This window comes from Kribbella sp. NPDC056951 (assembly GCF_042674205.1).
Taxonomy (GTDB): domain Bacteria; phylum Actinomycetota; class Actinomycetes; order Propionibacteriales; family Kribbellaceae; genus Kribbella; species Kribbella yunnanensis.
On sequence record NZ_JBHUQZ010000005.1, the window covers coordinates 200,620 to 223,104 of the forward strand.

A 22,485-nucleotide genomic window follows, 5' to 3' on the forward strand; every position below is an offset into this window, starting at 1 on the left:
CCACCGCGGAGGCACTGTGTCCGAGCTTGCCGTGAACGGCGGAACCCCGGTCCGATCCACTCCCCTGCCCTCGGTCTTCAACGCCTCCGGGCGGCGCTTCGGCGACGAGGAGGTCGCGGCGGCCGAGCGCGTGCTGCGTAGCGGGATGCTCTCCGCCACCTGGGGCACCGAGGTCGCAGCGTTGGAGAGCGAGTTCGCTTCGTTGCTGGGCTCGGCCTATTCCGTTGCCTGCAGCTCCGGTACGGCGGCCCTGCACCTGGCCGTGGCCGCGGTCAACCCGGAGCCGGGCGACGAGATCATCACCACCCCGATCAGCGACATGGGGACCGTTTTCCCCATCATCATGCAGAACGCCGTACCGGTGTTCGCGGACGTCGATCTGACCACCGGGAACCTGGATCCGGCCGCTGTCGAGGCGGCGATCACGCCGCGGACGAAGGCGGTGCTGGCGGTTCATCTGTTCGGCAAGCCGGCGCCGATCCGCGAACTGCGGGCGCTGTGCGACAAGCACGGTCTGCTGCTGATCGAGGACTGCGCGCAGGCGTACCTGGCGCCCGTCGGCGAGGTCTACGCCGGGCGGATCGGCGACATCGGGTGCTTCAGTCTCCAGCAGTCGAAGCACATCAGCGCGGGTGACGGCGGGCTGGTGGTCACTGACGACGCCGCGCTGGCTCGGCGGATGCGGCTGTTCACCGACAAGGGCTGGCCGCGCGATACCGACGAGCGCACGTACCTGTTCCTCTCCCTGAACTACCGGATGCCCGAGCTGACCGCGGCCGTCACGCGGGTCCAGTTGACGCGACTCGCCCAGGTCGTCGACGACCGACGTACCGGCGCCGCGAAGCTGACCGCCGGCATCGGTGATCTCATCGGTCTTTTGCCGCCGCCCGACGACGATGATCACGTGTACTGGCAGTACCCGCTGCTGCTCGACGGCAACATCCATCCGTGGGCGGCCGCGCTCACCGCCGAAGGCGTGCCCTGCACCCCCGGCTATCTGAAAGAACCCCTGTACGCCGCCCCGGCGATCCGCTCGAAGATCACGTACGGCGAATCCGGCTTCCCGCTGCAAGATGTCGAGTACCCGCCGGGGTTGTGCCCGAACGCCGAGACCCTGATCAACGAGCGGCTTCTGGTCCTCCCCTGGAACGAGAACTACAGCGGCGCCGACGTGGACGACATCGCCACCGCGATCCGCAAGGTCCACACCGCCCTGGAGACCTCATGACCGACGCCCCCCTGCTGCTCGACTGCGACATCCTGGTCGGGCACGACGTGACGACCGGGCGCTGGAGCCGGCCCGAACGCGTGCGGGAGGTGTTCGCCGGGACGGGGATCTCCGGTGGGATGGTGGCCTCGTTGCGGGCGGTCCACTTCGACGTACCGTCCGGGAACGACGAGGCTCGGGAAGTGGCCGAGGGCAACGGCTGGACGCGTTGCCCGGTGCTCGATCTGCGAGATCCGCTGGGTGCCGAACGTGAGCTGGATCGACTGCTCGGTGGTCCGGATCGTCCGGCCGGGATCCGGTTGGCTCCGACGGCTCAGGCAGTGGAGCCGTCGTACCCGTCGTTCGGACATGTGACGCGACTGGTCGCAGAGGCGGGGCTGCCGCTGTTCGTGGAGGGCGACGTACGGGTGGTTGGTCCGGCGCTGCGCGGGCTCGGGGCGCGGGTCGTGTTCCTGGACACGCACTTCTACTACCTGGGTGACTTCGTGCTACTGGCTCGCGCGGAGCCCGGGTTCCATACCTCGACGCGGATGCTGACCGGGCCGGATGCACTCGAGATCGTGGCCGCCGAGGTCGGCGCCGACCGCCTCGTCTTCGGCACCCGGACACCGTTCCACGAGACCTACTCCGTGCTCGGCCGCCTGCTCAGCTCGAAGCTGACCCCGGCCGAGATCGCCCAGGCGGGCAGTCAGTCCCTGACCAAGCTGCTGGAGCCGTGATGCTGATCGACGTCCACGCCCACTGGGGCCCGTGGTTCTTCTCGATGGAGGTCGGCCCGATCGCGGTCAACCTCGACCTGATGGACCGCTTCGGCATCGACCTGCAACTGGTCTCCTCGATCGAAGGCATCGTGTACGACGCCCCGGCCGGCAACCGCGCTCTCGCCGAGCAACTCCCCGCCGACGACCGCCTCCGCGGCATGCTCGTGATCGACCCCCGCCGCCTCGACGAGGCCCGCGCCGACCTCCGCGACCTGGTCGACGGCAACGAGCGCTGGGTCGGCGCCAAGATCCACACCGAGTACAGCCGCACCCCGATCACCACGCCTGCCATGCAGGCCGCCGTCGAGCTCACCACCGAGTTCGGCCTCCCCACCCTCGTCCACACCTGGGGCGACACCGTCCTCGACCTCGCCGACCTGGCCGCCCGCGTCCCCGGCTCCCGCCTGATCGCCGGCCACATGGGCGCCGCCGCCTGGCGCCAGGTCCCCGAAGCCGCCCGCCGCGCCGGCAACCTCTGGTTCGAACCCTGCTGGTCCGCCCCCGACGCCGATCGCATCCGCTGGATCCTCGACCGCATCGGCCCCACCCGCCTGATGTTCGGCACCGACGCCACCCTGATAGACCCCTCAGTAGCCCTAGGCGCCCTCACCGCCGCCGCTCTAACCCCAGCAGAAGCCGAAGCCGTCCACTGGCAGAACGCGACAGCCCTGTTCGCGCTGTAGCGCGGACCCAGGGCCCATCACAATTGCTGGTTCGGTCGGTGCCTCCCGCCTGGAGCCGGCCCCCACGAGCATTTGTGATGGCCTGCAGGTTCGGTCAGGGAGCGAGGAAGACGATGATGTCGGTTTCGGGGCCGTGGACCGGGGGTTCGAGCCAGCCGAGGTTGCGGTAGAAGGCGAGGGTGTCGTGGTTCTGGTTCCAGGCGAGGAGCCAGGCACGCGGGTGCTCCGCGGTCGCCGCCCCCAGCAACCGGCGGCCGAGACCGGTCCCGCGCGCGTGAGCGAGTACACCTAGCTCGTCGATCTCGAAGGCACCGACCAGCAACTCGTCGACCTGCTCAGCGCCGAGCCGCTTCAGCACACTCCCGTACGACCGGTCCGTCCGGAACGGCGCAGGTGTCGTCCACCCGGTGACGAATCCGGCGATCCGCCCGCCGTCCGACCGCTCGATCCACGCCTGGAACCCGACGCGCCGCACATCACCTTCCAGCCGCTGCCGGAAGGCCGCGCGAGTCTCCGCCGGGTCCCGGTGCGCAAACGGCGGTGCGGTGAACACCTCGACGTACGCGTCGGTCAGTTCGTCCGCGATCTCGAGAAGGTCCGCCCGGTAGGTCTGCACCGGGACACGGTATCCGCCCTCAGCCCGGCGCCGCCGAGATCATCTCCAGCTCCGCCCGGAACTGCGGCAGCATCCAGCGCAGCGGCTGGTCGAGCACCCGCCCGATCGTCGACTCGTCCACCTTCAGCAGGTCGGCGATCCGGGTCAGCGCATCCGGCTCGTCGGTCGCCGCGTACAGCAGGTGCACGACTTCGTGCCGATGGGCGAAGACGGCCAGGGCCGCAGCCGCCAGGCCGGGATCGATCCCGGGTGGATCGGTGGTTTCGGTCTCGCTGAGCATGTTCTGATTGAGTTGGGCCCCGTTGACAGTCACCCCCTCACAACCTGACAAAGCATCGATCGGTTACGACCCGGGCAGCCAGCCGACCTTCCCGATCAGGTACGTCGCCCCGACCAGCGCCACGATGTCGATCACCGTGTGCGCCACCACCAGCGGCATCACCCGCCCCCACCGGCGGTACAGGTAGCAGAAGATCACCCCCATCACCACGTTCCCCGCGAACCCGCCGACGCCCTGATACAGGTGGTACGACCCCCGCAGCAACGCACTCGCCGCCGTACTCCGCCCGACCGACCACCCCAGCTGATCCAGCCGCCGGTTCAGGTACCCGAGCACGATGACTTCTTCGAGTACGGCGTTCTGCGCGGCCACCGCGATCAGGATCGGAATCCGCCACCAGTGATCGGGCAGTTGCGCCGGGTCCACGGTCAGATTCGCCCCGGACGCATAAGCCAGCAGGTAGAACCCGAGCCCCGCCCCACCGATCACCGCAGCAACCGCAGTCCCCCGCCCGAGATCGCGCACCCGCTCCCGCAGGTCGAACCCGATCGTCCGCAGCGACTCCCCACCCCGCAGCAGAAAGTGCCCCACGAGCGCGACCGGCACCAGCGCCGTCACCACGGCGAAGATCTGCCAAGCCAAGTCGAGCCAGGGCCGCCCCGGCGCCCGCGACCCCACAATCACCGCCGTCTGCCCACTGATCGGCTTCGCCGACGTCAACACCCCCGTAAACGAAATCAGCGCCGCCACCCCCGAAGCCCCGAGTGACAGCGCCAGCACCAGCCAGACTTCCCGCCCCAGCACCCGCCGAGAAGCCAACCCACCGACTCCCGCCGTACCGGCCTCCCCCGCCCCACCCACCGCCGCCGTACTGGACTCTTCCGCCGCCCCCGGCTCGCCCACCGAACTCGTCATGCCTCCACTATCCCCGCCGACCCCACCCGCCCCACGGACCGGCGTGCTCAGAAGTCGATGCGCAGTACGGCGCGCCGCCGCCCCGGCCGACTCACCTCGACAAAGCCGGCATCGGCGAACATGGCGAGCGTCCCCACCGACCCACCATCCACAAAGTCCGGATAGCCCTCCACAGCCCGAGCACCGCGCTCCCGGGCAAACTCAGCAGCAGCCCGAGCAAGCGCCCCGGCGATACCCCGCCGCCGATACCCAACCCGAGTAACGAAGCAGGTCACAGCCCAGACCGTCGCGTCCGCCTTGTCCTCATCACGCCCCTCCCAAGGCACGCGATTGTCCCGCAACAACCTCGGATGATCCGCCCGCGGCGCAACCGCACACCACCCAACAGGCTCCCCATCGAGGTACGCGACCAGCCCGCTCGTCGCCGGCGCCTCCCGATCACCACAACCAGTCTGATCGCGCAGCCGGGCAGACAACTCCTCCGCCCCCTCAGACGCCCAACTCTCCTTGGGCAGCATCCGGAACCGCTGACACCAGCACCGACTCGGATCACCACTCGCCCCGAAGACCGCCCGCAGGTCCTCCCACGCCACCTGGTTCGCCGGCACAATCGCGAGCTGCTCATCCCGAACCGGCTCCCGAGAACCCCGCGGCCGAGGAACACTCACCCGCCGCGGCCTCGGCTCCCGCCGCACCCCGGCGAACTCGACCCGAACCTCCACCACTTCCCCCGCATCAACACCCGCAGGCTTCCGTACGGCGTCCTTCAGCGGAAGCAGATACCCGCCGTCCCGCGACCACAGCGACGTCTTCCACTCGACGCTTCCCATCCGGACCCGAACCGGCAGCATCCCCCACTCCCGATAACCAGCATCCGAACCAGCAGCCCGCAGCGCCAACCCGTCCGCCTCCGGCACAAGCACGAAGTAGTACGGCGCCGGCCCACGCCACTCGATCACCTCGCCAGCGAACTCTCGCTCCATGACCCAGATGCTAGGACCCCTTCCGGACAACCCCCTTCCGGAATGCCCGAACAATTACTGAGGATCTTCCGGCGGGGCCTGGGTGACGCGATGACCGGTATCGGACTGCCAGTACAGAACCGAGCGTCCGGAACGCCGTCGTTCGAGCAGACCGGCCGCTGTCAGAACGCGGAGATGATCAGAGACGGTAGCGAGCGACAGCCCAGTGGTAGCGACCAGCGCCGTCGTACTGATCGGGTCGATGGCTGTGGTGAGAATGCGCGCCCGATTACGACCAAGAAGCTCGACCAGAGGCTCAGCCAGGACCGCCGTTCCCGCGAAGATCCCGCTCACCGGGTAAGTCAGCGCGAACCGATCCGGCAGCCGCCAGCTGACGCTGACCCGCTGCGTATGCGTCGCAATGAACATCAGCGACCGCCCCCGGACGTCGGTCACCGGGTAGTCCCAGCGGTTCACCTGGATCCGACCATCGCCGAGCCACTGCACATCAGGACCGAGCCCACGCAGTACACCGGACCACCCCTGCTCGCTGAGTCGCGCCGACCGCGACACGATGTCGGCCTGCAGCAGCCGCCGGCGCCGAGGCCAGTCCGGTTCGACGGTCTGGGTCCACACCCACCTGAGCAGCTCGGCCGCGGTCGCGGCGAGAGCGCTCTCTGATTCCAAGATCGCGGGCAGGCGCTCCCGCACCACCCGCAGATCCGCGCGGACCTCGTCGTCGTCCAAGCGCATCATCAACTCGAGCTCATCGGCGATCTTCGCGTCCGGATCGAGCGGGAGGCTGGTCAGGAAGTCCGCCGACCAGCTACGTCCGAAAGCGCTCTCCAGCAACGCAGCCCAGACCGGTTCCGCGGCGAGCCGGGCCTCGAACGCGGGCCGGTGAGTGTCCTTCCAGGCCCGGAACCAGGGCTCGACCGGGCGCAGCAGCAGCTTCAGCGCCGACACGGTCTCGGTGAGCTCCGACGTGGCGAAGCGCGCGTTCGCCAAGGTGTCGGCATCGACGAGGAACTCGGCCATTGGTTTCGCCTCCACCCGAAACTCTAGGCCGTCGCCGTGTCACCACCGAAGCTTCCGGACATGAGCCTCAGCACCACGCCGCCCACCGCAAGCGCCGCTGCCAGCCCGAGCTACCGGCAGATCTTCGCGAACGCCGAGTTCCGCGGGTTGTGGCTGGGGAGCGCTCTCGGGAACGCGTCTTCGACCATGACCAGCCTGACCCTCGCGCTGCTCGTGAACGCGGCGACCGGCTCGGCACTGCTGGCCGCGCTTGTCATGTTCGGGCCGTCGCTCGCCCAGGTCCTCGGCGTCTCGACCCTGATGTCGGCGGCCGACACCGCCCGGCCGCGTCGCATCCTGATCGTGCTCGCGATCCTGTCGACCGTCGCGGTCGGCGCCCAGGCCGCCTTCGAACTCCCGGCCGCAGCCCGCCTGGCCCTAGCTCTCCTGGTCGCCTACGGCCTCTCGATCGGCTCCGGCGTCCGCTGGGGCCTGCTGAACGATGTCGTCGCCGCCGACCAGTTCGTCCTCGGTCGCTCGGCGATGAACCTGTCCGTCGGCGCCATGCAGATCGCCGGCTTCGGCCTCGCCGGATTGTTGCTCCAGGCAATGAGTCCGGAGACTGTTCTGTGGCTGGCGACCGCCTGTTCCGCGCTCACCATCCCGGTCCTCCGCTTCGGTCTCCGCGACCGCGCCCCGCGGCGCGGTGCACGCACGAGCCTCGCCGAGACCTGGCGCGGCAACCGCCTCCTACTCGGCCAGCGGCACACCCGACCCCTGCTCCTTGCCCTCGCCATCCCGAACGGTCTCGTCGTCGGCTGCGAAGCCCTCTTCGTCCCGTACGCCGGTGCAAACGCCGGCTGGCTCCTCGCCGCCGGCGCAGCCGGCATGCTGTCCGGCGACCTGGTCATCGGCCGCTTCCTCAACCGCTCCCAACGCCGCGCAGTCGCCCGCTGGCTCCGCTTCGTCCTCGCTGTCCCCTTCCTGGCCTTCGCCTTCGACCTCCCCCTCCCCGTTCTGGCCGCGGTCGTCGCCCTCGGCAGTTGCGGGTACGCCGCCTCCCTCGCCCAGCAAGAGGTCCTCGTCGACCTCACTCCCCCAGACCTCCGCGGCCAAGTCCTAGGCGTCGAGTCCGCCCTCCGCATGACCACCTTCGGCGTCTGCGCCATCCTCGCCGGAACCCTCGCCGACCTCACCTCTCCCGCCCCAGCAATCGCTCTCTTCGCCGCCGCCTCGCTCCTGGCCTCGGCGGTACTCACAGTCCCGCTCGCTCGAGTGATGAGGTCCCGCGGATAGGGTCGGTGTATGGAGGTTGTGCGGCTGACCAATGTCTCCAAGCGGTACGGGCAGCGGGAGATTCTCAGTGAGGTGGATCTGCGGGTCGGAGCGGGTGAACTGCTTGCGCTGGTCGGGGCGAACGGGTCGGGCAAGTCGACGGTTCTGAAGCTGATGGTGGGCTTGTCGCGGCCGACATCCGGGACGGTACGGCGTACTGCGCGGGTGGTCAGTTACGTTCCGGACGTGTTCACGTCGCACGATCGGTTGTCGGCGTCGGCGTACCTCCGGCACCTCGGCCGGATCCGGGGACTCAGCGCGGGAGCGGCGAGAGAGCGCTCTTCGGTGTTGCTCGAGCGGCTGGCGCTGACCGGGGGCGCGGATACGCCGATGCGGAAACTGTCCAAGGGCAACGCGCAGAAGGTAGCTCTCGCGCAGGCGCTCCTGACTCCGCCCGAACTGCTCGTTCTCGACGAACCGTGGGCCGGCCTCGACGCCACCGCCCACGAAACCCTCCGCGACCTGCTCACCGAGACCGCCCACGCCGGCGCCGCCGTCGCCTTCACCGAACACTCCACCGAAACCGTCCGTCTGACCGCCACCAGAACGTGCAAGCTCCACGAGAGAGCGCTCCACGAGAGCACGCCGCTCCAGAACGCGCCCTTCCCGAACACGTTTCCCAACAACGCGTCTCCCGCGAACGCGTTTCTCGGGAGAGCGCTCACTGAGATTGTGCTGGCTCCTGGGCCTGAGCTCGACTGGTCGGGGCGGCCTGAGGTGGTTGAGGTTCGGCGCGGTAGCAGCGGGACGACGTTGCTGGTGGTGACTGGTCAGCATGATGCGGTTTTGCTGGACGCGCTCTCGCACGGTTGTTCGGTTCGGCAGGTGAACGCCCGGTGAGCGCTCTCTACCGGTTTCTGCTGACCAGCGTTCTGCTGTCGCAGCGGTATTTGCCGCCGACCCTGATCTTCCTGGCCGCGCTTGCGGTCGGTACGACGTCCGACACCGGACCGCTGCAGTCGGCGTACGCGTTCTGTGTCCTCGCGATGCTCGTGTGTACGACGTGGTTGACGGTCTCGATCGTGAATCACGAGGACCCGACCCAGCGCCGGATCACGCTCGTGATGATCGGGAGCTCGGCCAAGGTGCTGGCGGTCACGGTCGCGGTGATCCTGACCTGGTGTGTGCCGCTGATCGTGATCGGGATCTGCTACCCGCTCGTCACCGGCAAGCACGTGGTCAACGCCGGCATCCTGACTGTCGGGGTGGTCGCGCATCTCACCGCGGCGCTCGTCGGGATCGCGATCGGACTGCTCTGTTCGCGGCTCGTCATCCCACGGATCGGCGTCGCCATGCTGACCGCGGCCGCCGCGATTCTCGCCGTGCTCCTGATCCGCTGGATCTCGCCGATCCGAGCCCTGATGAGCGTGCTCTCGGACAGAGAGCGCTCCCCCGCCGAGAGCGCCGTACCGCTCACTCTCCTGGCCGTGCTGAGCGCCGCCATCCTGACCGCCGCGCTCTTCACCACCCGCGCCCTGTCCGACCGCAAGGAATGAGCTGCCGCCAAGAGTGCGCCGGCCGGAGAGAGCGCTCCCCGGCCGGCGAACAAGCAGCTGGCGGGTGATCAGCGGCTGAAGCCTGCGGTTAGGCCGCTCAGGAGCTGGCGGCGACCGACGGCGTACAGGATTGCGATGGGCAAGGTGGTGAGGACGACCGAGGCCAGTACGGCCGGGACGTTCACGCTGTACTGCCCCTGGAAAGTCCAGAGCGCCAGCGGGAGCGTTCTCTGCTCGGGGCTCTGCGTCAGGATCAGCGGCAGCAGGAACCCGTTCCACACTCCCAACCCGTTGTAGATCGCGACCGTCACCAAGGCCGGCCGGGTCAGCGGGAACGCGAGTGTGCGCAGCATTCCCCACTCGGTCGCGCCGTCGACCCGCATCGACTCGAAGAGTTCCTTCGGGACGTCGCGGATGAAGTTCGTCAGCACGAGTACGGAGAGCGGTATCGCGAACGCGATCGACGGCAGCACGATCGCGAGCAGGCTGTCGTACAGGCGCATCCGGATGATCAGCAGGTAGACCGGGATGATCGTTGCCTGCAAGGGAATCGCCAGTCCCATCAGGAACAACCCGTTCACCCCGGCCAGGAACCGGCTCCCGGCACCACGCACGATCGCGTACGCCGCGAGGAACGAGATCGTCACCGCGGGGATGATCGTGCCGGCCGTGACGATCACGCTGTTCACGAAGTACCGCGGGAAATCGGCCTCGATCACCATCCGGTAGTTCTCGGCCGTCGGGGCGGTCGGTAATGCGAACGGGTTCTGGCTGAAGTACGCGCTCTGGTCCTTGAAGCTGGTCACCACGATCCAGTAGAGCGGGATCATCACGATCACCAGCCACAACCACGCGGCCGAGCCGCCGAGCCAGTTCAGGCGGATGAGTTTGCGGGCGGACATCTCAGGCTCCCTCCTGCTGACTGGCCGTCGTACTGCCGCCGAGCCGGCGCAGCAGCAACGCCAGCGCGAGGCCGATCAGCACCAGCAGTACGGCGATCACACTCGCCGGACCCATCAGGTTCGCCTGGAAGCCGCGCTTGTACATGTCCAGTGCCAGTACCCGCGTCGCATCACCAGGTCCGCCCGCAGTCAGTACGAAGATCAGGTCGAAGAAGGTCAGTGAACCGACCACCATCAGCGTCGACGACGTGATGATCGTGTACTTCAGCTGCGGCACCGTGATGCTGAAGAACTGCCGGATCCGCCCGGCGCCGTCGATCTCGGCCGCCTCGTACATCGTGGTCGGGATCTGCCGGACACCACCTTGGTAGATCAGCGAATGGAACGGGATGAACTGCCACGACACCACGAAGATCACCACACCGACCGCGAGACTGCTGCTACCGAGCCAGTCCTGGGTGAGGAACCCGATCTTCAGACCGGCGCCGAGCCCGAAGTTCGGGTCGAGCAAGGCCTTGTAGGTAATCGCGATCGCGGCCGAGCTGAGCAGCAGCGGTACGAAGTAGAGCACCGCGAGGAATCCGCGGTACCGCTGCCGCCCGGCCAGGAACGTCCCGATCAGCAGACTCAGCGGAGTCTGCACCACCCAGGACAGGATCATGATCTCGAACGTCACCCAGATCGCATGCGGCAACCCGGGATCGGACAGCACCGATCCCCAGTTCGCCAGCCCGGCTGGGCGAATCGCGCCCAGCCCGTCCCACTGCGTAAAGCTCAGCACCAGTACGCCGACCAGCGGCACCACCCCGAACAGCACGAACATCGCCAAAGCCGGCAACACCATCCAGGTCACCGCTCCGGTCCCATGCGAGGAACCTGACGCGGGACCCGACCTGGAAACCGTCCGGCCGGGCGAGCTCACTTGCCGATCACCGCGTTCATACTGTCGGCGAACTGCTGCGGCGAGATCGAGAGCTGGAAGAGTTTCGCGATGTTGTCGAGCAGCGTCTCGGCCTGGGTCGGGCTGAGCGCCTGGTCCCACGACTGTGCGAAGGTCTTCGCGTTCGCCGAGGTGTCGTAGACGAACTTCAGCCAGTCGGCGTCGTTCTTGTCGGTGATCGCGGCCAGCCGGTCCTTCGAGCTCTTCGCGACCGAGATGTTCCCGGTCGTCACCCATTCGTTGACCGAGGCATCGTCCACGACGTTGTTGGCCAGGAACTTCTTCGCCGTCGCCTTGTCCGCGTCGCTCGCCTTCGACGAGATCGACAGGTACTGCCCGGGGTTGCCGACGGTGTCGCTCGGATCGCCCTTGCCGCCGTCGACACCGGGGAAGTTCATGTAGCCCAGGTGCCCGCCGGTGACGAAGTCCTTGCCGGACGTCTTCATGTTCCCGTAGGTCCAGGCGCCGTGCAGCATCATCGCGGCCTTACCCGTGAACAGCAGTGCCTGATCGGCGTTCGAGTCGGCGGTGATCGAGGAGAAGCCCTTGATGAAACCGCCGGCCTTGATCAGCTTCTGCATCTCGTCGAGCGCCTTCAGCGCGGACGGATCGGACCAGCCGTTCGCCTTACCCTCGAAGATGCTGCCGAAGACCTCACTGCCGCCGATCCGGTCGAACAGGAACTCCAGCCACATCATGTTGGTCCAGCGCGACTGCCCACCGAGCGAGAACGGCGCGATCCCGGCCGCGTTGAACTTCGGCACCAGGTCCATGATGTCGCCCCACGACTGCGGCGGCTGCGCCCCGATCTTCTCGAACGAGCGCTTGTCGTAGAACAGCACGATCGGCGCCACGGTCTCGACCGGCATCGCGTAGATCTTGCCGCTCACCGTGGCCGCACCGAACGCGGACGGGAAGATCGAGTCCTTCAGCGCCGCGTTCTCGCCGAAGAAGCTGGTCAGATCCTCGACCTGCCCGGCATCCACGTAGCTCTTCAGCCCGCCGCCGCCCCAGCCCCAGATCAGCGTCGGTCCCTGGCCCGCGCCGATGGCGGTCTTGATCTTCTGCTTGAAGGCGTCGTTCTGGAACTTGTTGGTCTTCAGCTGCGTGCCCGAGTTCGCCTCGTTGAACCGCTTGACCTGCGCCTCGCGGATGGTCTCGCCCGGCTGCCCGGTGAGGAACCAGTACGACGCTCCGCCGCCGGCCGCGCCACCAGACGAGCCGGATGTGGTCTTGGGGCCGGACGTACCGCAGGCCGCGAGCGCACTCACCGCCGCCAGGCTCAGAAAAGTCCGTCGAGATGTTCTGATCGGGTCCACTGTGATCTCCGTCTCCCTGAAGGTGTTTCGTAACGTAGGTTTCGGAGAAACACCTGTCAAGGCTTGTCAGAGCCTTCGAAAAGTTTCGATAATGGACCTTTATCAGGAGGAGGAACGAGATGCCACGTCCGAAGACCACGGTCACCCTGTCCACCGTCGCGAAGACCGCCGGGGTCTCGATCGCGACGGTCTCCAAGGTCCTCAACGGCCGCAGCGACGTGTCGTCCGCGACCCGTGCCCGGGTCCAGGACCTCCTCACCCAGCACGGGTACGTCGGCCGCCGGCCCGAGACCGTGGTCCGGGCCTCGGTCGAGCTCTTCTACCAAGGGGCCCTGAACAACTATTCGGTCGAGGTGATCCAGGGCGTCGTCGACGCGGGTCAGGCGGCGAACGTCGACGTCGTACTGAACGCGCATCCGCGCAACGAATCCAGCCCGACGGACCGGGCGAGCCGCTGGATCCGCGAGCTGATCAGCGGCGGTCGCCGGGCTGCGATCGGTATCACGAGTGAGCTGACCGCCGCCGACCTCGCGGCCGTGTCCCGCGCCCGGTTACCCTTGGTGGTCATCGATCCGGCGAACATCCCGGAGCCGGACATGACGAGTGTCGGCTCGACGAACTTCGCCGGCGGCATGGCTGCGACCCAGCACCTGCTCGACCTCGGGCACCGAAAGATCGCCTACCTCGGCGGCCCGCCCGCCTCGGGCTGCAATCAGGCGCGGATGAGTGGCTTCCGCAGCGCGATGGAGGCCGTCGGCGCGACGGTGCCGAAGCACTACATCTGGCAACGCGACTTCCTGTACGACGACGGCGTAGCCGGCGGAACCGTCCTCCTCGACCTACCGGACCGGCCGACCGCGATCTTCGCCGGCAGCGACGAGGTCGCGCTCGGTGTGATGGAGGCGGCCCGGGCCCGCGGACTGCGGATCCCGGAGGACCTCAGTGTGGTCGGCTTCGACGACACGCAGGTCGCGCGGCTCGCCTCGCCGCCGTTGACCACGGTCAAACAACCGTTGCGCGAGATGGGCGCTGTCGCCTTGCGCACCGCGCTGCGGCTGGCCGCGGGCGAGACCATCGATTCGCACCATGTCGAACTCGCCACGACTTTGATTGTTCGCGGCTCGGCCGCGCCTATTGCTTGCGAGTAACCCCGGAAATAGATACCGTTGGGTGTTTGTGTCTGAAACAAAAAAAGTTGCCCTCTTGGGGCAACTAAGACCAGATTATCAGACATTCCCAGGTATTTCAAGAAGGGTCGGGGGCACTGTGACGGACGAGCTGCTGGCACAGCAAGTGGCAGAAGAACAAGGGCATGTGGCGATCATGTACGAACGGCTCGACGTCTTGCGCGAAAGGGCACGCGGCGAGCTGGACCGGGTTCAGGGTGAGAACACCGTCGACAATCTGCAGGGCTACAGCGAACGCGAATCCTTCACCAATCTGTTCTCCGGTCGATTCGCCCAACTCTCGTCGGTGGAACGCGGATTGTGTTTCGGCCGGATCGACGAGACCGACGGCGAACGGTTCCACATCGGGCGGATCGGGCTGTTCGACGAGGAGTACGACCCGCTGCTGATCGACTGGCGGACGCCGCTCGCGCAGTCCTTCTACCGCGCCACCCCGGCCGCGCCGCTCGGAGTGACCCGGCGCCGGCACATCCGCCTGAACGGCCGCACGGTGATCGGTGTGGACGACGACGTACTCGATCTCGAGGCGTTGCAGGACAGCGATCGCAGCACGCTGATCGGCGAGGCGGCGTTGATGTCGTCACTCGGCGCCAATCGCACCGGCCGGATGAACGAGATCGTCGCGACCATCCAGACCGAGCAGGACGAGATCATCCGCTCCGAACTCCCCGGCGTACTGGTCGTCCAGGGTGGGCCCGGTACCGGGAAGACCGTGGTTGCGCTGCACCGAGCGGCGTACCTGCTTTATACGCATCGCGAGCAGCTGTCGCGGAACGGCGTACTGGTCGTGGGGCCCAACACGACCTTCCTGCGCTATATCGATCAGGTGTTGCCGTCGCTGGGCGAGACCGACGTCGTACTGGCGACGGTCGGCGAGCTGTATCCGGGCGTGGAGGCGACTGCGGCCGAGGACGCGGCCGCCGCGCGGGTGAAGGGCGACCTGGCGATGGTCGACGTCCTGGCCCAGGCGGTCGCGAACTTCCAGCGGGTCCCGGATGCGCCGCTCAATTTCAAGGTCGATCAACACGAGTTGGTCCTGCGACCCGATGCGGTGCGGAAGGCCAAGGAGAAGGCACTCGAGTCCGACGAGCCGCACAACCCGGCCCGGCGGATCTTCATCCGCCGCATCCTGACCGTCCTCACCAACCAGGTCGTCGACACGATCGGCCGGCAGTACGTCGGTACGGACGACATCGAGGACATCCGCAAGGAGCTGGCCGAGGACGAGCGTGTGCACAGCGTTCTGGACCACCTGTGGCCCGAGCTCACCCCGCAGCTCCTGGTCAGCGTGCTGCTGTCCTCGGCCGAACGCCTGGCCGCGGCGGCACCGCAGCTGAGTGCGGACGATCAGGCCGCGATCCTCCGGCCGATCAACGCGCCGTGGACGGCATCCGACGTACCGCTGCTCGACGAGGCCGCCGAGTTGATCGGTGAGCTCGATTCCACCGTGGCGGCCCGGAAGCAACAGACCGCCGCGGCGGCTGCGGAGGCCGAGGAGAACTGGCGGTATGCCAAGGAGGTCGTGCAGGTTCAGATGGAGGCGCAGAACATTGTCGTGATGCCGTGGGAGATCGAGCAGTTCGAGAACCTCATCGCTCAACGCACCGAGCTGATCCGGAACCCGGGCACGGTGTCCGAACGCGCTTCTGCCGATCGCAGCTGGGTCTTCGGGCACGTCATCGTGGACGAGGCGCAGGAGTTGTCGGCGATGGATTGGCGGCTCCTGATGCGCCGCTGCCCGCGCCGTTCGATGACGCTGGTCGGTGACATCGCGCAGACCGGGACGGACGCCGGTGTGAAGTCGTGGTCCGATCTTCTCGAGCAGTACGCGCCACGCCGCTGGCGAAGTGCCGAGCTGACCGTCAACTACCGCACGCCGACCGACATCATGACGGTGGCGGCCGATGTGCTCGCCGCGATCGATCCGACCCTGCAACCACCGGTGTCGGTACGCGATGGCGACGACGAGCCGTGGATCCGCGCCGTACCGAGTGCAGAGTTCGTCGACGCGCTCCGCGACGCGATCAAGACCGAGCGGGAGGCGATCGGCGACGGCCGGCTCGCGGTGCTCGTCCCGGGACCCCGGTACGACGAATTGGCCGCCGTACTGGAGGATGTTGCCTACAGCAATGATCCCGCCGTACTCGACGCGCCGGTCGCGCTGCTCGATGTCACGCGCTCCAAGGGTCTCGAGTTCGACGCGGTGCTGATCGCGGACCCGGCCGGCATCATCGCCGAGTCCCGCCGCGGACTCTCAGACCTCTATGTCGCCGTCACCCGGGCCACCAAACGCCTTGGCATCCTGGCTGACGGCGACCTTCCGGAGGTGCTAGCCGTACAGCGCCAGTGACTGCGTGGCCTTAGTCAGCACCGTGCCGAGCAGCACGCGGTCCTGCACGCGGCCGGCGACCGTGACCTCGGCACCTGCGATCTTGCTGCCGTGGAAGCCGATGTAGCGGGTCGCCACCCAGCGGGTGGTCGATCCGCTCCGGTAGGTGTAGACGAGCGTGGAGATCCGCAGCGGACCTTGCTGCATCGTCGACTTCATCGTGCCGTTCTGGAGACCGAGGATCTTCAGTCCCGGCGTGCCTTTGAGTGCCTTCTGCTTCCGCTGCGCCGCGGTCGCGGTGCCCGGGGCCATCGGCAGGTTGGTGTCGATCCGGATCATCCGCGGTACGGCGCGATCGGAGAAACGGCCTTCACCGTTACCCAGCTTGGTGTACTTCCAGGACTTCGGCAGTACCGCCGAGGCGTGGCAGCCGTACTCCGGGTCACAGTCGAAGTTCCGCTGACCGTACGTCAGCGCCTGGCTGTTGCTGGCAGCAACTACTCGCGCCCGGGCCGGTGCCACCCCCGTCAGCGCCAGCCCGGCCGTCGCGAGCGCGGCCAGACCGATCAACGAGCGACGCGACGTGATCATCAATCGCTTCATGCTTCTCCCCTTTGTTCGCTCTCTTACGGGATGAGACGCCGGTCACGTCGACGTGGTTGATCACGGAGTGGCACGTCCGTTTCGCCACCGGGGAGTGAGAGCGTGAACACGCAGGGTGAAATTGCGGGTCAAATGTGTTAATTCCGTAACGTACGGCCTGCCGAAGGCCCCTGACCTGCCGTACTGTGCCGGGTCATGCACAGAAGTGAGCCGGCCCGCCCCGGTGCCTTCCGGTCGGTGCTCCTTTTCCTCCTGGTGAGCACGTTGTCCGGCGCCCTCGTTGCCGGTCTGGCGCTCCCGCTGGCCGGTCTGGCCGGCGTGACCACGCAGACGGTGCACAACACCGTCCAGTTCCTCCCGCAGGACCTGGCGATCCCGGCATCGCAGCAGAAGACGGTCATCCAGGCGGCGGACGGATCGCTGATCGCGACCCTGTACAAGGAGAACCGGACCGAGGTCTCGCTGAAGGCGATCAACCCGATCATGCTGAAGGCGATCGTGGCGATCGAGGACGACCGCTTCTACGAGCACGGCGCCATCGACGCCAAGGGCACGCTGCGCGCGCTCCTCCGGAACCAGACGGCCGGCGGCGTCTCCCAGGGCGGCTCCAGCATCACCCAGCAGTACGTCAAGCTCAGCCTGGTCGCGAAGGCGAAGACTCCCGAGGAGCGTGCGGCCGCGACCGCCGACACCTACGAGCGCAAGATCGCCGAGCTGCGCTACGCCATCGCGGTCGAGCAAAAGGTCTCCAAGGACGAGATCCTGCACCGCTATCTGAACCTCGCCTTCTTCGGCGGCCGCTCGTACGGCGTCGAGGCCGCAGCCCGGCACTACTTCGGGGTCCCCGCGTCGAAGCTCACCCTGCCGCAGGCCGCGCTGCTGGCCGGGCTGGTGAAGAACCCGGTCGGCTACGACCCGACCGACGCCCCGAAGAAGGCCAAGGACCGCCGCGACACCGTGCTGATGCGGATGCGCGACCTCGGCATCATCACCGCCAAGCAGTCCGCGGCCGCGATGAAGACGCCCGTCATCGACCCGCGCAAGATCCAGGTCGTGCCGAACGGCTGCGCGAACTCGAAGTACCCGTTCTACTGCGACTACGTGGTGGCCAAGCTGAAGGAGAACCCGGTCTTCGGCCGGTCCAAGGAGGATCGGGAGAACTACATCCAGACCGCCGGTCTGACGATCCGGACCTCACTCGACCCGAAGATGCAGGCCGCGGCCCAGAGCTCCATCGACAAGCACTCCAAGCCGACCGACCAGGCGGTCGCCGCGATCACCGTGGTCGAGCCGAACACCGGTCTGGTGAAGGCGATGGCGCAGAGCAAGCCGTACGGGTTCAAGAAGAACCAGACGGCGTACAACTACAACGTCGAGAAGTCCTACCCCGGTGGGTTCGGCGGGTTCCAGAACGGGTCGACGATGAAGGCGTTCACCATCGCCGCCGCGATCCAGAAGGGCGTCCCGCTCAACTACCGGATCAACTCCCCGCAGACCCTCGATCTGAGCGGGCAGGACTTCAAGACCTGCACCGGGGTCGCCTCGGACCCGGACTACACCCCGAAGAACTCGACCAAGACCGTCCCGGACCCGTCGATGATCGACGCCGCTCGCGCCTCGACCAACACCTACTTCCTGCAGCTGTCCCAGCAGGTCGGGCTGTGCCCGATCGCCACCCTCGCGGCGCGGATGGGCATGCGCGACGCGCAGACCGAGAAGCCGCTGCTGCAGGTCCCGTCGATGACGCTCGGCTCGGCCGGTCTGATCACGCCGATGATGCTCTCCAGCGCGTATGCGACGTTCGCGGCCCGCGGAGTGTTCTGCAACCCGCAGGTGGTCACCGCGGTCGCCAGCGTCCGCGGCAAGTCGATCGCGACCCCGGGCCGCAGCTGCAAGCCGGTGATGACCCCGCAGGTCGCGGACGGCGTCAACTACGTGCTGCACGAGGTGATGGAGCCGGGTGGTACCGGTAGCAAGCTGAAGTTCGGCCGCAGCGACCTGGCCGGTAAGACCGGAACGGTCAACGAGAACAAGGCCGTGTGGTTCGCCGGCTACTCGTCGAAGTACGCGGCCGCCTCGGTGGTCGCTGACGCCACGCCGCCGGCGACCAACCTCATGAACCAGACCTTCAACGGCAGGACACTGGGGCACGAGGTCTCGGGTTCCGGTACGGCGGGTCCGATCTGGGAGACCGCGATGCGGGGCATCCTGGCCGGGCTGCCGTCGTCGAAGTTCGTGCAGCCGGACGAGAAGACCATCCGCGGTAACGTCAAGGACCTGCCGATGGTGAAGGGGATGACTCCGGAGCAGGCGACCGCCGCGCTCCAGGCACTCGGCTTCAAGGTCTCCGTCTCCGACACCCTGGTCGACTCCGACGCGGTCTCCGGCACGGTCGCCTACACCAGCCCGCGGACCGAGGACGGCGCGCTGCCGGGTGCCCTGGTCACGCTGTGGCTGTCGAACGGCAGCAAGGCGCTGCCGCCCACTCCCCCGGTAACACCAGGCATCCCGACGATCCCGATTCCGCCGCCCACCAAGCCGACCGGGCCGGGGCGCCCGACCTGTCCGCCGTGGGACCCGAAGTTCCCCAAGTGCAACGGCCGCTGACCCGTGGTATAGCGAACCGTCACGTCCCATTAAGCTGTCCGTAACGATGGCAGCGAAGGGAAATGTCGTGGGTGGTTCGGCCTTGACGGTGGAAGAGTTGACGGCGCAGCGGGACCGCGCCCAGACGGAGTACGACGCACTTGCCGCGAAGGGGCTGAAGCTCGACCTGACCCGCGGTAAACCGTCGCCGCGCCAGCTCGATCTCGCCGATGCGATCCTCGGTGCGATCGAGCGCCCGGTGTCCGCCGACGGGACCGACCTGCGCAACTACGGCGGTCCGAACGGGCTGCCCGAGCTGCGGGCGATCTTCGCCGCGGACCTGCAGGTGCCGGCCGACCAGCTGCTCGCCGCGGGCAACTCCAGCCTCGAGCTGATGCACGACGCGATCGTGTTCGCGCTGCTCGGTCAGGTGCCGGGCGCCGAGCGCCGCTGGGCCGACGAGGACGAGATCACCTTCCTGTGCCCGGTCCCCGGCTACGACCGGCACTTCGGGATCTGCGAGCGCTACGGGATCAAGATGGTCCCGGTCGCGCTGACGCCGGACGGCCCGGACATGGACGAGGTCGAGCGGCTGGTGGCCGGTGACGCCTCGATCAAGGGCATCTGGTGCGTGCCGAAGTACAGCAACCCGGACGGCACGACGTACTCGGCCGAGACGGTGCGCCGGCTCGCCGCGATGACGACGGCCGCGCCGGACTTCCGGATCTTCTGGGACAACGCGTACGCCGTGCACCACCTGACCGACGAGCACGCAGAACTGGCCGACGTACTGGCTTTGGCTGCTGAGCACGGGAACGCGGATCGCGTCTTCGTGTTCGGATCCAGTTCGAAGATCACCTACGCCGGGGCCGGGGTCGCGTTCTTCGGTTCGTCGCCGGCGAACCTGAAGTGGTGGTCGAGCCACACGGCCAAGCGGAGCATCGGGCCGGACAAGGTCAACCAGCTCCGGCACGTGCAGTTCCTGCGCGACGCGGACGGCCTGCACGAGCACATGCGGCAGCTGGCCGGGCTGATCCGGCCGAAGTTCGAGGCGGTCGACAAGATCCTCACCGCCGAGCTCGGCGACAGCGGGTTCGCGTCCTGGAACGCGCCGACCGGCGGCTACTTCATCACGCTGCGGGTGCCCGAGGGCTGCGCCGCCGACGTCGTCGCCAAGGCGAAGGCGGCCGGGATCGCGCTCACCCCGGCCGGCGCCACCCACCCGTACGGCGATGACCCGGCCGACAGCATCATCCGGATCGCACCGACGTACCCGGAGCTCGACGAGCTCGAGACCGCGGTCGCCGGTCTGACGGTCTGCGTGCGGTTGTCGGCCGTAGAGAAACTACTGGCCTAGTTCGAAGATCAGGCAGGTGGACGTGGCGTGCGCCAGCAAGGTGCCGCGCTCGTCCACCAGCCGCGCTTCGGCCACCGCGGTCCGGCGGCCGCGGCTGATGATCGAGCCGGTGCAGCGCAGTTCGCCGGACTTCACGGTGACCGGCTTGATGAAGCGCGTGTTCAGGTCGAGTGACGTGTAGCCGGTTCCGGCGGGCAGCGTCGAGTGGACCGTGCAGCCCGCGGCGGTGTCGAGCAGCGTCGCGATCACGCCGCCGTGGACCGTGCCGAGCGGGTTGTAGTGGTACTCCTGGGCCGGCATGAAGACCGTCACCTGACCCTCCTCGACCTCGATCCCGGTCGCCCCGACCAACTGCAGGATCGGCGGTGCCGGGATCTCCCCGTCGCGCAGCGCCTGCAGCATCTCCAGCCCGGACGTCGTACCGACCCGGGCCGCGATCACCGCCGGATCCGGCCAGCTGAACGTGCGGGTGCGGGGACCGTCCTGGATGTCCGTCATGCCCCGAGCCTCACAGCTCCCAGCTGAGTCTGTCAACGAGACCTAGAGCTCATTAGACTGCCGTTCATGTACAACGCGCTGGATTGGTCGGCGGACAACTGCCCGGTCGGCAAGACGATGGAGATCATCGGCGAGCGGTGGACGGTCGTCGTACTGCGCGAGGTGTTCAACGGCATCCGCCGCTTCGACGACATGCGGACGCGGACACAGGTGCCGCGACAGGTCCTGTCGAACCGCCTCGCGACGCTGGTCGACCACGGGATCCTGCGACGCACGCCGTACCAGGAGCCGGGCGCGCGGCAGCGCTTCGAGTACCGGCTGACGGCCAAAGGGCTCGACCTCTACCCGATCCTGATCGCGATCCGCGACTGGGGCGACAAGTATCTGGCCGGCGACGAAGGTGCGCCGCTCGAGGTCACCCACCGCGAGTGCGGTGCGCTCGTGCACACCGAGGTCCGCTGCGCGGCCGGTCATCACGTCGCTTCACCACGCGACGCCGTACCGCGCCCCGGACCCGGTGCGCACCGCAGGGATCAGCCTGCCTGAGCGGTGTTGTAGAGGTTCTGGGCGTCGGCACCGAAGTACGGGCCGAACATCCAGGTCGGGATGAAGTTGATCTTGTAGCTGTTCACCGAGTTGACGATGCCGGCGCCGGTCGACTCGCTGAACTGCAGGAACCAGCCGCCACCACTCGAGCCGCCGGTCATGTCACACGTCATCCCGATACCGTCCGAGATGAACGCGTTGAACACCTTGCCGCTGCAGTAGATGAGCTTGGAGCCGTCGTACGGCGCTGCTGCCGGGTACCCGAACGCGTACATGTTCTGGCCGCGCGCCTGGTTGAACGCGATCCCCTGCCCACCGACCACGTCGGTCAGGCTCGCGCCGTTCAGCGGGTTCACAACCGCCGCGCCGACGTCGTAGTTGATGTCCTCGCTGGCAACCCACTGCGGAGTCGCGTAGGTCTTCTTCGCGGTCCACGTCCCGTACGGCGTCGCGCCGCTGTTGTACGCCGGGACGAACACCCAGTTGGTGTGGAACGCACCATCGAGCTTCACGCAGTGCCCGGCCGTGATGACCGTGCTCTTGTTGCCGCTCGTCACCGCGGTCCCGCTGCAGGACGCCGTACGACCGGTGTAGGTGAAGAACACGCGCCCCTCGGTGGCAACGATCTTGCCGCCACCCGTCCACGCGCCTCCTCCGCTCGGGAACGCAGTCGGTGCGACGGTATTCGGCTTGCCAGCAGCAATCTTGCCGGTGTTGATGCGCTGCTTGGGTGTGAGTAGCTGATCGATCGGCACGGCGGATCGCATCCGCTCGGGAGTCCAGAAGTCGGCCACCTTGGCCTGCTGGGCTTTGGTGGTTGCGGCCTCATGCGTCGTCGACGGGCTCGCCGCGGTAGCGGTCGTAGCACCGGCCACCAGGCAGGAAATGGCCAGCAGGGCGGGCAAAACTGGGCGGAATCGCATCG

Annotated in this window: 22 protein-coding genes; 11 read left to right on the forward strand and 11 right to left on the reverse strand. The window is 67.6% G+C overall.

Annotation, left to right across the window (positions count from 1 at the left end):
• Positions 1–16: 16 nt before the first annotated feature.
• From ACFTSF_RS21710 to ACFTSF_RS21720, 3 genes are read left to right on the forward strand one after another with little or no spacing between them, the layout of a single operon-like run.
• Positions 17–1,228: a DegT/DnrJ/EryC1/StrS family aminotransferase gene (locus ACFTSF_RS21710; protein WP_380155490.1), complete on the forward strand. Its 1,212-nt coding sequence runs from the start codon at positions 17–19 to the stop codon at positions 1,226–1,228.
• On the forward strand, positions 1,225–1,947 hold the full coding sequence (locus ACFTSF_RS21715; protein ID WP_380155491.1) for a hypothetical protein: 723 nt from the start codon (positions 1,225–1,227) through the stop codon (positions 1,945–1,947). Before ACFTSF_RS21710 ends, ACFTSF_RS21715 begins: the two co-directional genes overlap by 4 nt.
• Entirely contained in the window at positions 1,947–2,672 is a 726-nt protein-coding gene (locus ACFTSF_RS21720) for an amidohydrolase family protein (protein WP_380155493.1), read from the forward strand. The genes ACFTSF_RS21715 and ACFTSF_RS21720 overlap by 1 nt, the downstream gene beginning before the upstream one ends.
• A 94-nt stretch (positions 2,673–2,766) precedes the next feature.
• Here the strand turns inward: ACFTSF_RS21720 and ACFTSF_RS21725 are convergent, their stop codons facing one another.
• From ACFTSF_RS21725 to ACFTSF_RS21745, 5 genes are read right to left on the reverse strand one after another with little or no spacing between them, the layout of a single operon-like run.
• Positions 2,767–3,288: a GNAT family N-acetyltransferase gene (locus tag ACFTSF_RS21725; RefSeq protein WP_380155494.1), complete on the reverse strand. Its 522-nt coding sequence runs from the start codon at positions 3,286–3,288 to the stop codon at positions 2,767–2,769.
• A 19-nt stretch (positions 3,289–3,307) separates the two neighbouring features.
• Complete coding sequence (locus ACFTSF_RS21730; protein ID WP_380155495.1) at positions 3,308–3,601, reverse strand: hypothetical protein; 294 nt, start codon at positions 3,599–3,601, stop codon at positions 3,308–3,310.
• A gap of 30 nt (positions 3,602–3,631) precedes the next feature.
• A complete protein-coding gene (locus ACFTSF_RS21735; RefSeq protein WP_344145909.1) occupies positions 3,632–4,483 on the reverse strand; it encodes a CPBP family intramembrane glutamic endopeptidase in 852 nt (283 codons plus the stop codon).
• 47 nt (positions 4,484–4,530) lie between these two features.
• A complete protein-coding gene (locus ACFTSF_RS21740) occupies positions 4,531–5,466 on the reverse strand; it encodes a DUF1905 domain-containing protein (protein ID WP_380155497.1) in 936 nt (311 codons plus the stop codon).
• Between the two features lie 54 nt (positions 5,467–5,520).
• The gene (locus ACFTSF_RS21745) at positions 5,521–6,483 is read right to left on the reverse strand and encodes an ArsR/SmtB family transcription factor (RefSeq protein ID WP_380155498.1); all 963 of its coding nucleotides are present in this window, start codon (positions 6,481–6,483) and stop codon (positions 5,521–5,523) included.
• 60 nt (positions 6,484–6,543) lie between these two features.
• Between ACFTSF_RS21745 and ACFTSF_RS21750 the strand changes: the two genes are divergently transcribed.
• From ACFTSF_RS21750 to ACFTSF_RS21760, 3 genes are read left to right on the forward strand one after another with little or no spacing between them, the layout of a single operon-like run.
• Positions 6,544–7,758: a hypothetical protein gene (locus ACFTSF_RS21750; protein ID WP_380155499.1), complete on the forward strand. Its 1,215-nt coding sequence runs from the start codon at positions 6,544–6,546 to the stop codon at positions 7,756–7,758.
• A 9-nt stretch (positions 7,759–7,767) separates the two neighbouring features.
• Positions 7,768–8,637, forward strand: coding sequence for an ABC transporter ATP-binding protein (locus ACFTSF_RS21755; protein WP_380155501.1), 870 nt, complete (start codon positions 7,768–7,770; stop codon positions 8,635–8,637).
• Positions 8,634–9,293 (forward strand): hypothetical protein, encoded by a 660-nt coding sequence (locus ACFTSF_RS21760; protein WP_380155502.1) that lies wholly within the window; start codon positions 8,634–8,636, stop codon positions 9,291–9,293. The genes ACFTSF_RS21755 and ACFTSF_RS21760 overlap by 4 nt, the downstream gene beginning before the upstream one ends.
• 68 nt (positions 9,294–9,361) lie before the next feature.
• On the opposite strand, the gene ACFTSF_RS21765 is transcribed toward ACFTSF_RS21760, so the two are convergent.
• The 3 genes from ACFTSF_RS21765 to ACFTSF_RS21775 form a co-directional block, all read right to left on the reverse strand.
• Positions 9,362–10,195 carry a carbohydrate ABC transporter permease gene (locus ACFTSF_RS21765; protein ID WP_344145924.1) on the reverse strand — a complete coding sequence of 278 codons (834 nt, stop codon included), beginning with the start codon at positions 10,193–10,195 and terminating at the stop codon, positions 9,362–9,364.
• Between the two features lies 1 nt (position 10,196).
• Complete coding sequence (locus tag ACFTSF_RS21770; protein WP_380155762.1) at positions 10,197–11,039, reverse strand: carbohydrate ABC transporter permease; 843 nt, start codon at positions 11,037–11,039, stop codon at positions 10,197–10,199.
• A gap of 74 nt (positions 11,040–11,113) precedes the next feature.
• A complete protein-coding gene (locus ACFTSF_RS21775) occupies positions 11,114–12,406 on the reverse strand; it encodes an extracellular solute-binding protein (protein ID WP_380155504.1) in 1,293 nt (430 codons plus the stop codon).
• A gap of 167 nt (positions 12,407–12,573) precedes the next feature.
• Here ACFTSF_RS21775 and ACFTSF_RS21780 point away from each other — a divergent pair, with 167 nt between their 5' ends.
• Both ACFTSF_RS21780 and ACFTSF_RS21785 read left to right on the forward strand, forming a co-directional pair.
• Entirely contained in the window at positions 12,574–13,602 is a 1,029-nt protein-coding gene (locus ACFTSF_RS21780) for a LacI family DNA-binding transcriptional regulator (RefSeq protein ID WP_380155505.1), read from the forward strand.
• A gap of 118 nt (positions 13,603–13,720) precedes the next feature.
• Entirely contained in the window at positions 13,721–15,991 is a 2,271-nt protein-coding gene (locus ACFTSF_RS21785; protein ID WP_380155506.1) for a HelD family protein, read from the forward strand.
• Here ACFTSF_RS21785 and ACFTSF_RS21790 read toward each other — a convergent pair.
• Positions 15,971–16,573 carry a hypothetical protein gene (locus ACFTSF_RS21790; RefSeq protein WP_380155508.1) on the reverse strand — a complete coding sequence of 201 codons (603 nt, stop codon included), beginning with the start codon at positions 16,571–16,573 and terminating at the stop codon, positions 15,971–15,973. The genes ACFTSF_RS21785 and ACFTSF_RS21790 overlap by 21 nt on opposite strands.
• Before the next feature lie 195 nt (positions 16,574–16,768).
• Here ACFTSF_RS21790 and ACFTSF_RS21795 point away from each other — a divergent pair, with 195 nt between their 5' ends.
• Together ACFTSF_RS21795 and ACFTSF_RS21800 are read left to right on the forward strand one after the other, a co-directional pair.
• Positions 16,769–19,180, forward strand: coding sequence for a penicillin-binding protein (locus ACFTSF_RS21795; RefSeq protein WP_380155509.1), 2,412 nt, complete (start codon positions 16,769–16,771; stop codon positions 19,178–19,180).
• Positions 19,181–19,226: 46 nt separating this feature from the next.
• Entirely contained in the window at positions 19,227–20,516 is a 1,290-nt protein-coding gene (locus tag ACFTSF_RS21800; RefSeq protein WP_380155511.1) for an aminotransferase class I/II-fold pyridoxal phosphate-dependent enzyme, read from the forward strand.
• On the opposite strand, the gene ACFTSF_RS21805 is transcribed toward ACFTSF_RS21800, so the two are convergent.
• Positions 20,505–21,014, reverse strand: a complete 510-nt coding sequence (locus tag ACFTSF_RS21805) for a PaaI family thioesterase (RefSeq protein WP_380155512.1) — start codon at positions 21,012–21,014, stop codon at positions 20,505–20,507. The two genes, ACFTSF_RS21800 and ACFTSF_RS21805, sit on opposite strands and share 12 nt — an antisense overlap.
• A 66-nt stretch (positions 21,015–21,080) precedes the next feature.
• Here ACFTSF_RS21805 and ACFTSF_RS21810 point away from each other — a divergent pair, with 66 nt between their 5' ends.
• Positions 21,081–21,560, forward strand: a complete 480-nt coding sequence (locus ACFTSF_RS21810) for a helix-turn-helix domain-containing protein (RefSeq protein ID WP_344145948.1) — start codon at positions 21,081–21,083, stop codon at positions 21,558–21,560.
• On the opposite strand, the gene ACFTSF_RS21815 is transcribed toward ACFTSF_RS21810, so the two are convergent.
• Positions 21,548–22,483 carry a trypsin-like serine peptidase gene (locus ACFTSF_RS21815; RefSeq protein ID WP_380155514.1) on the reverse strand — a complete coding sequence of 312 codons (936 nt, stop codon included), beginning with the start codon at positions 22,481–22,483 and terminating at the stop codon, positions 21,548–21,550. The genes ACFTSF_RS21810 and ACFTSF_RS21815 overlap by 13 nt on opposite strands.
• Positions 22,484–22,485 lie beyond the last annotated feature (2 nt).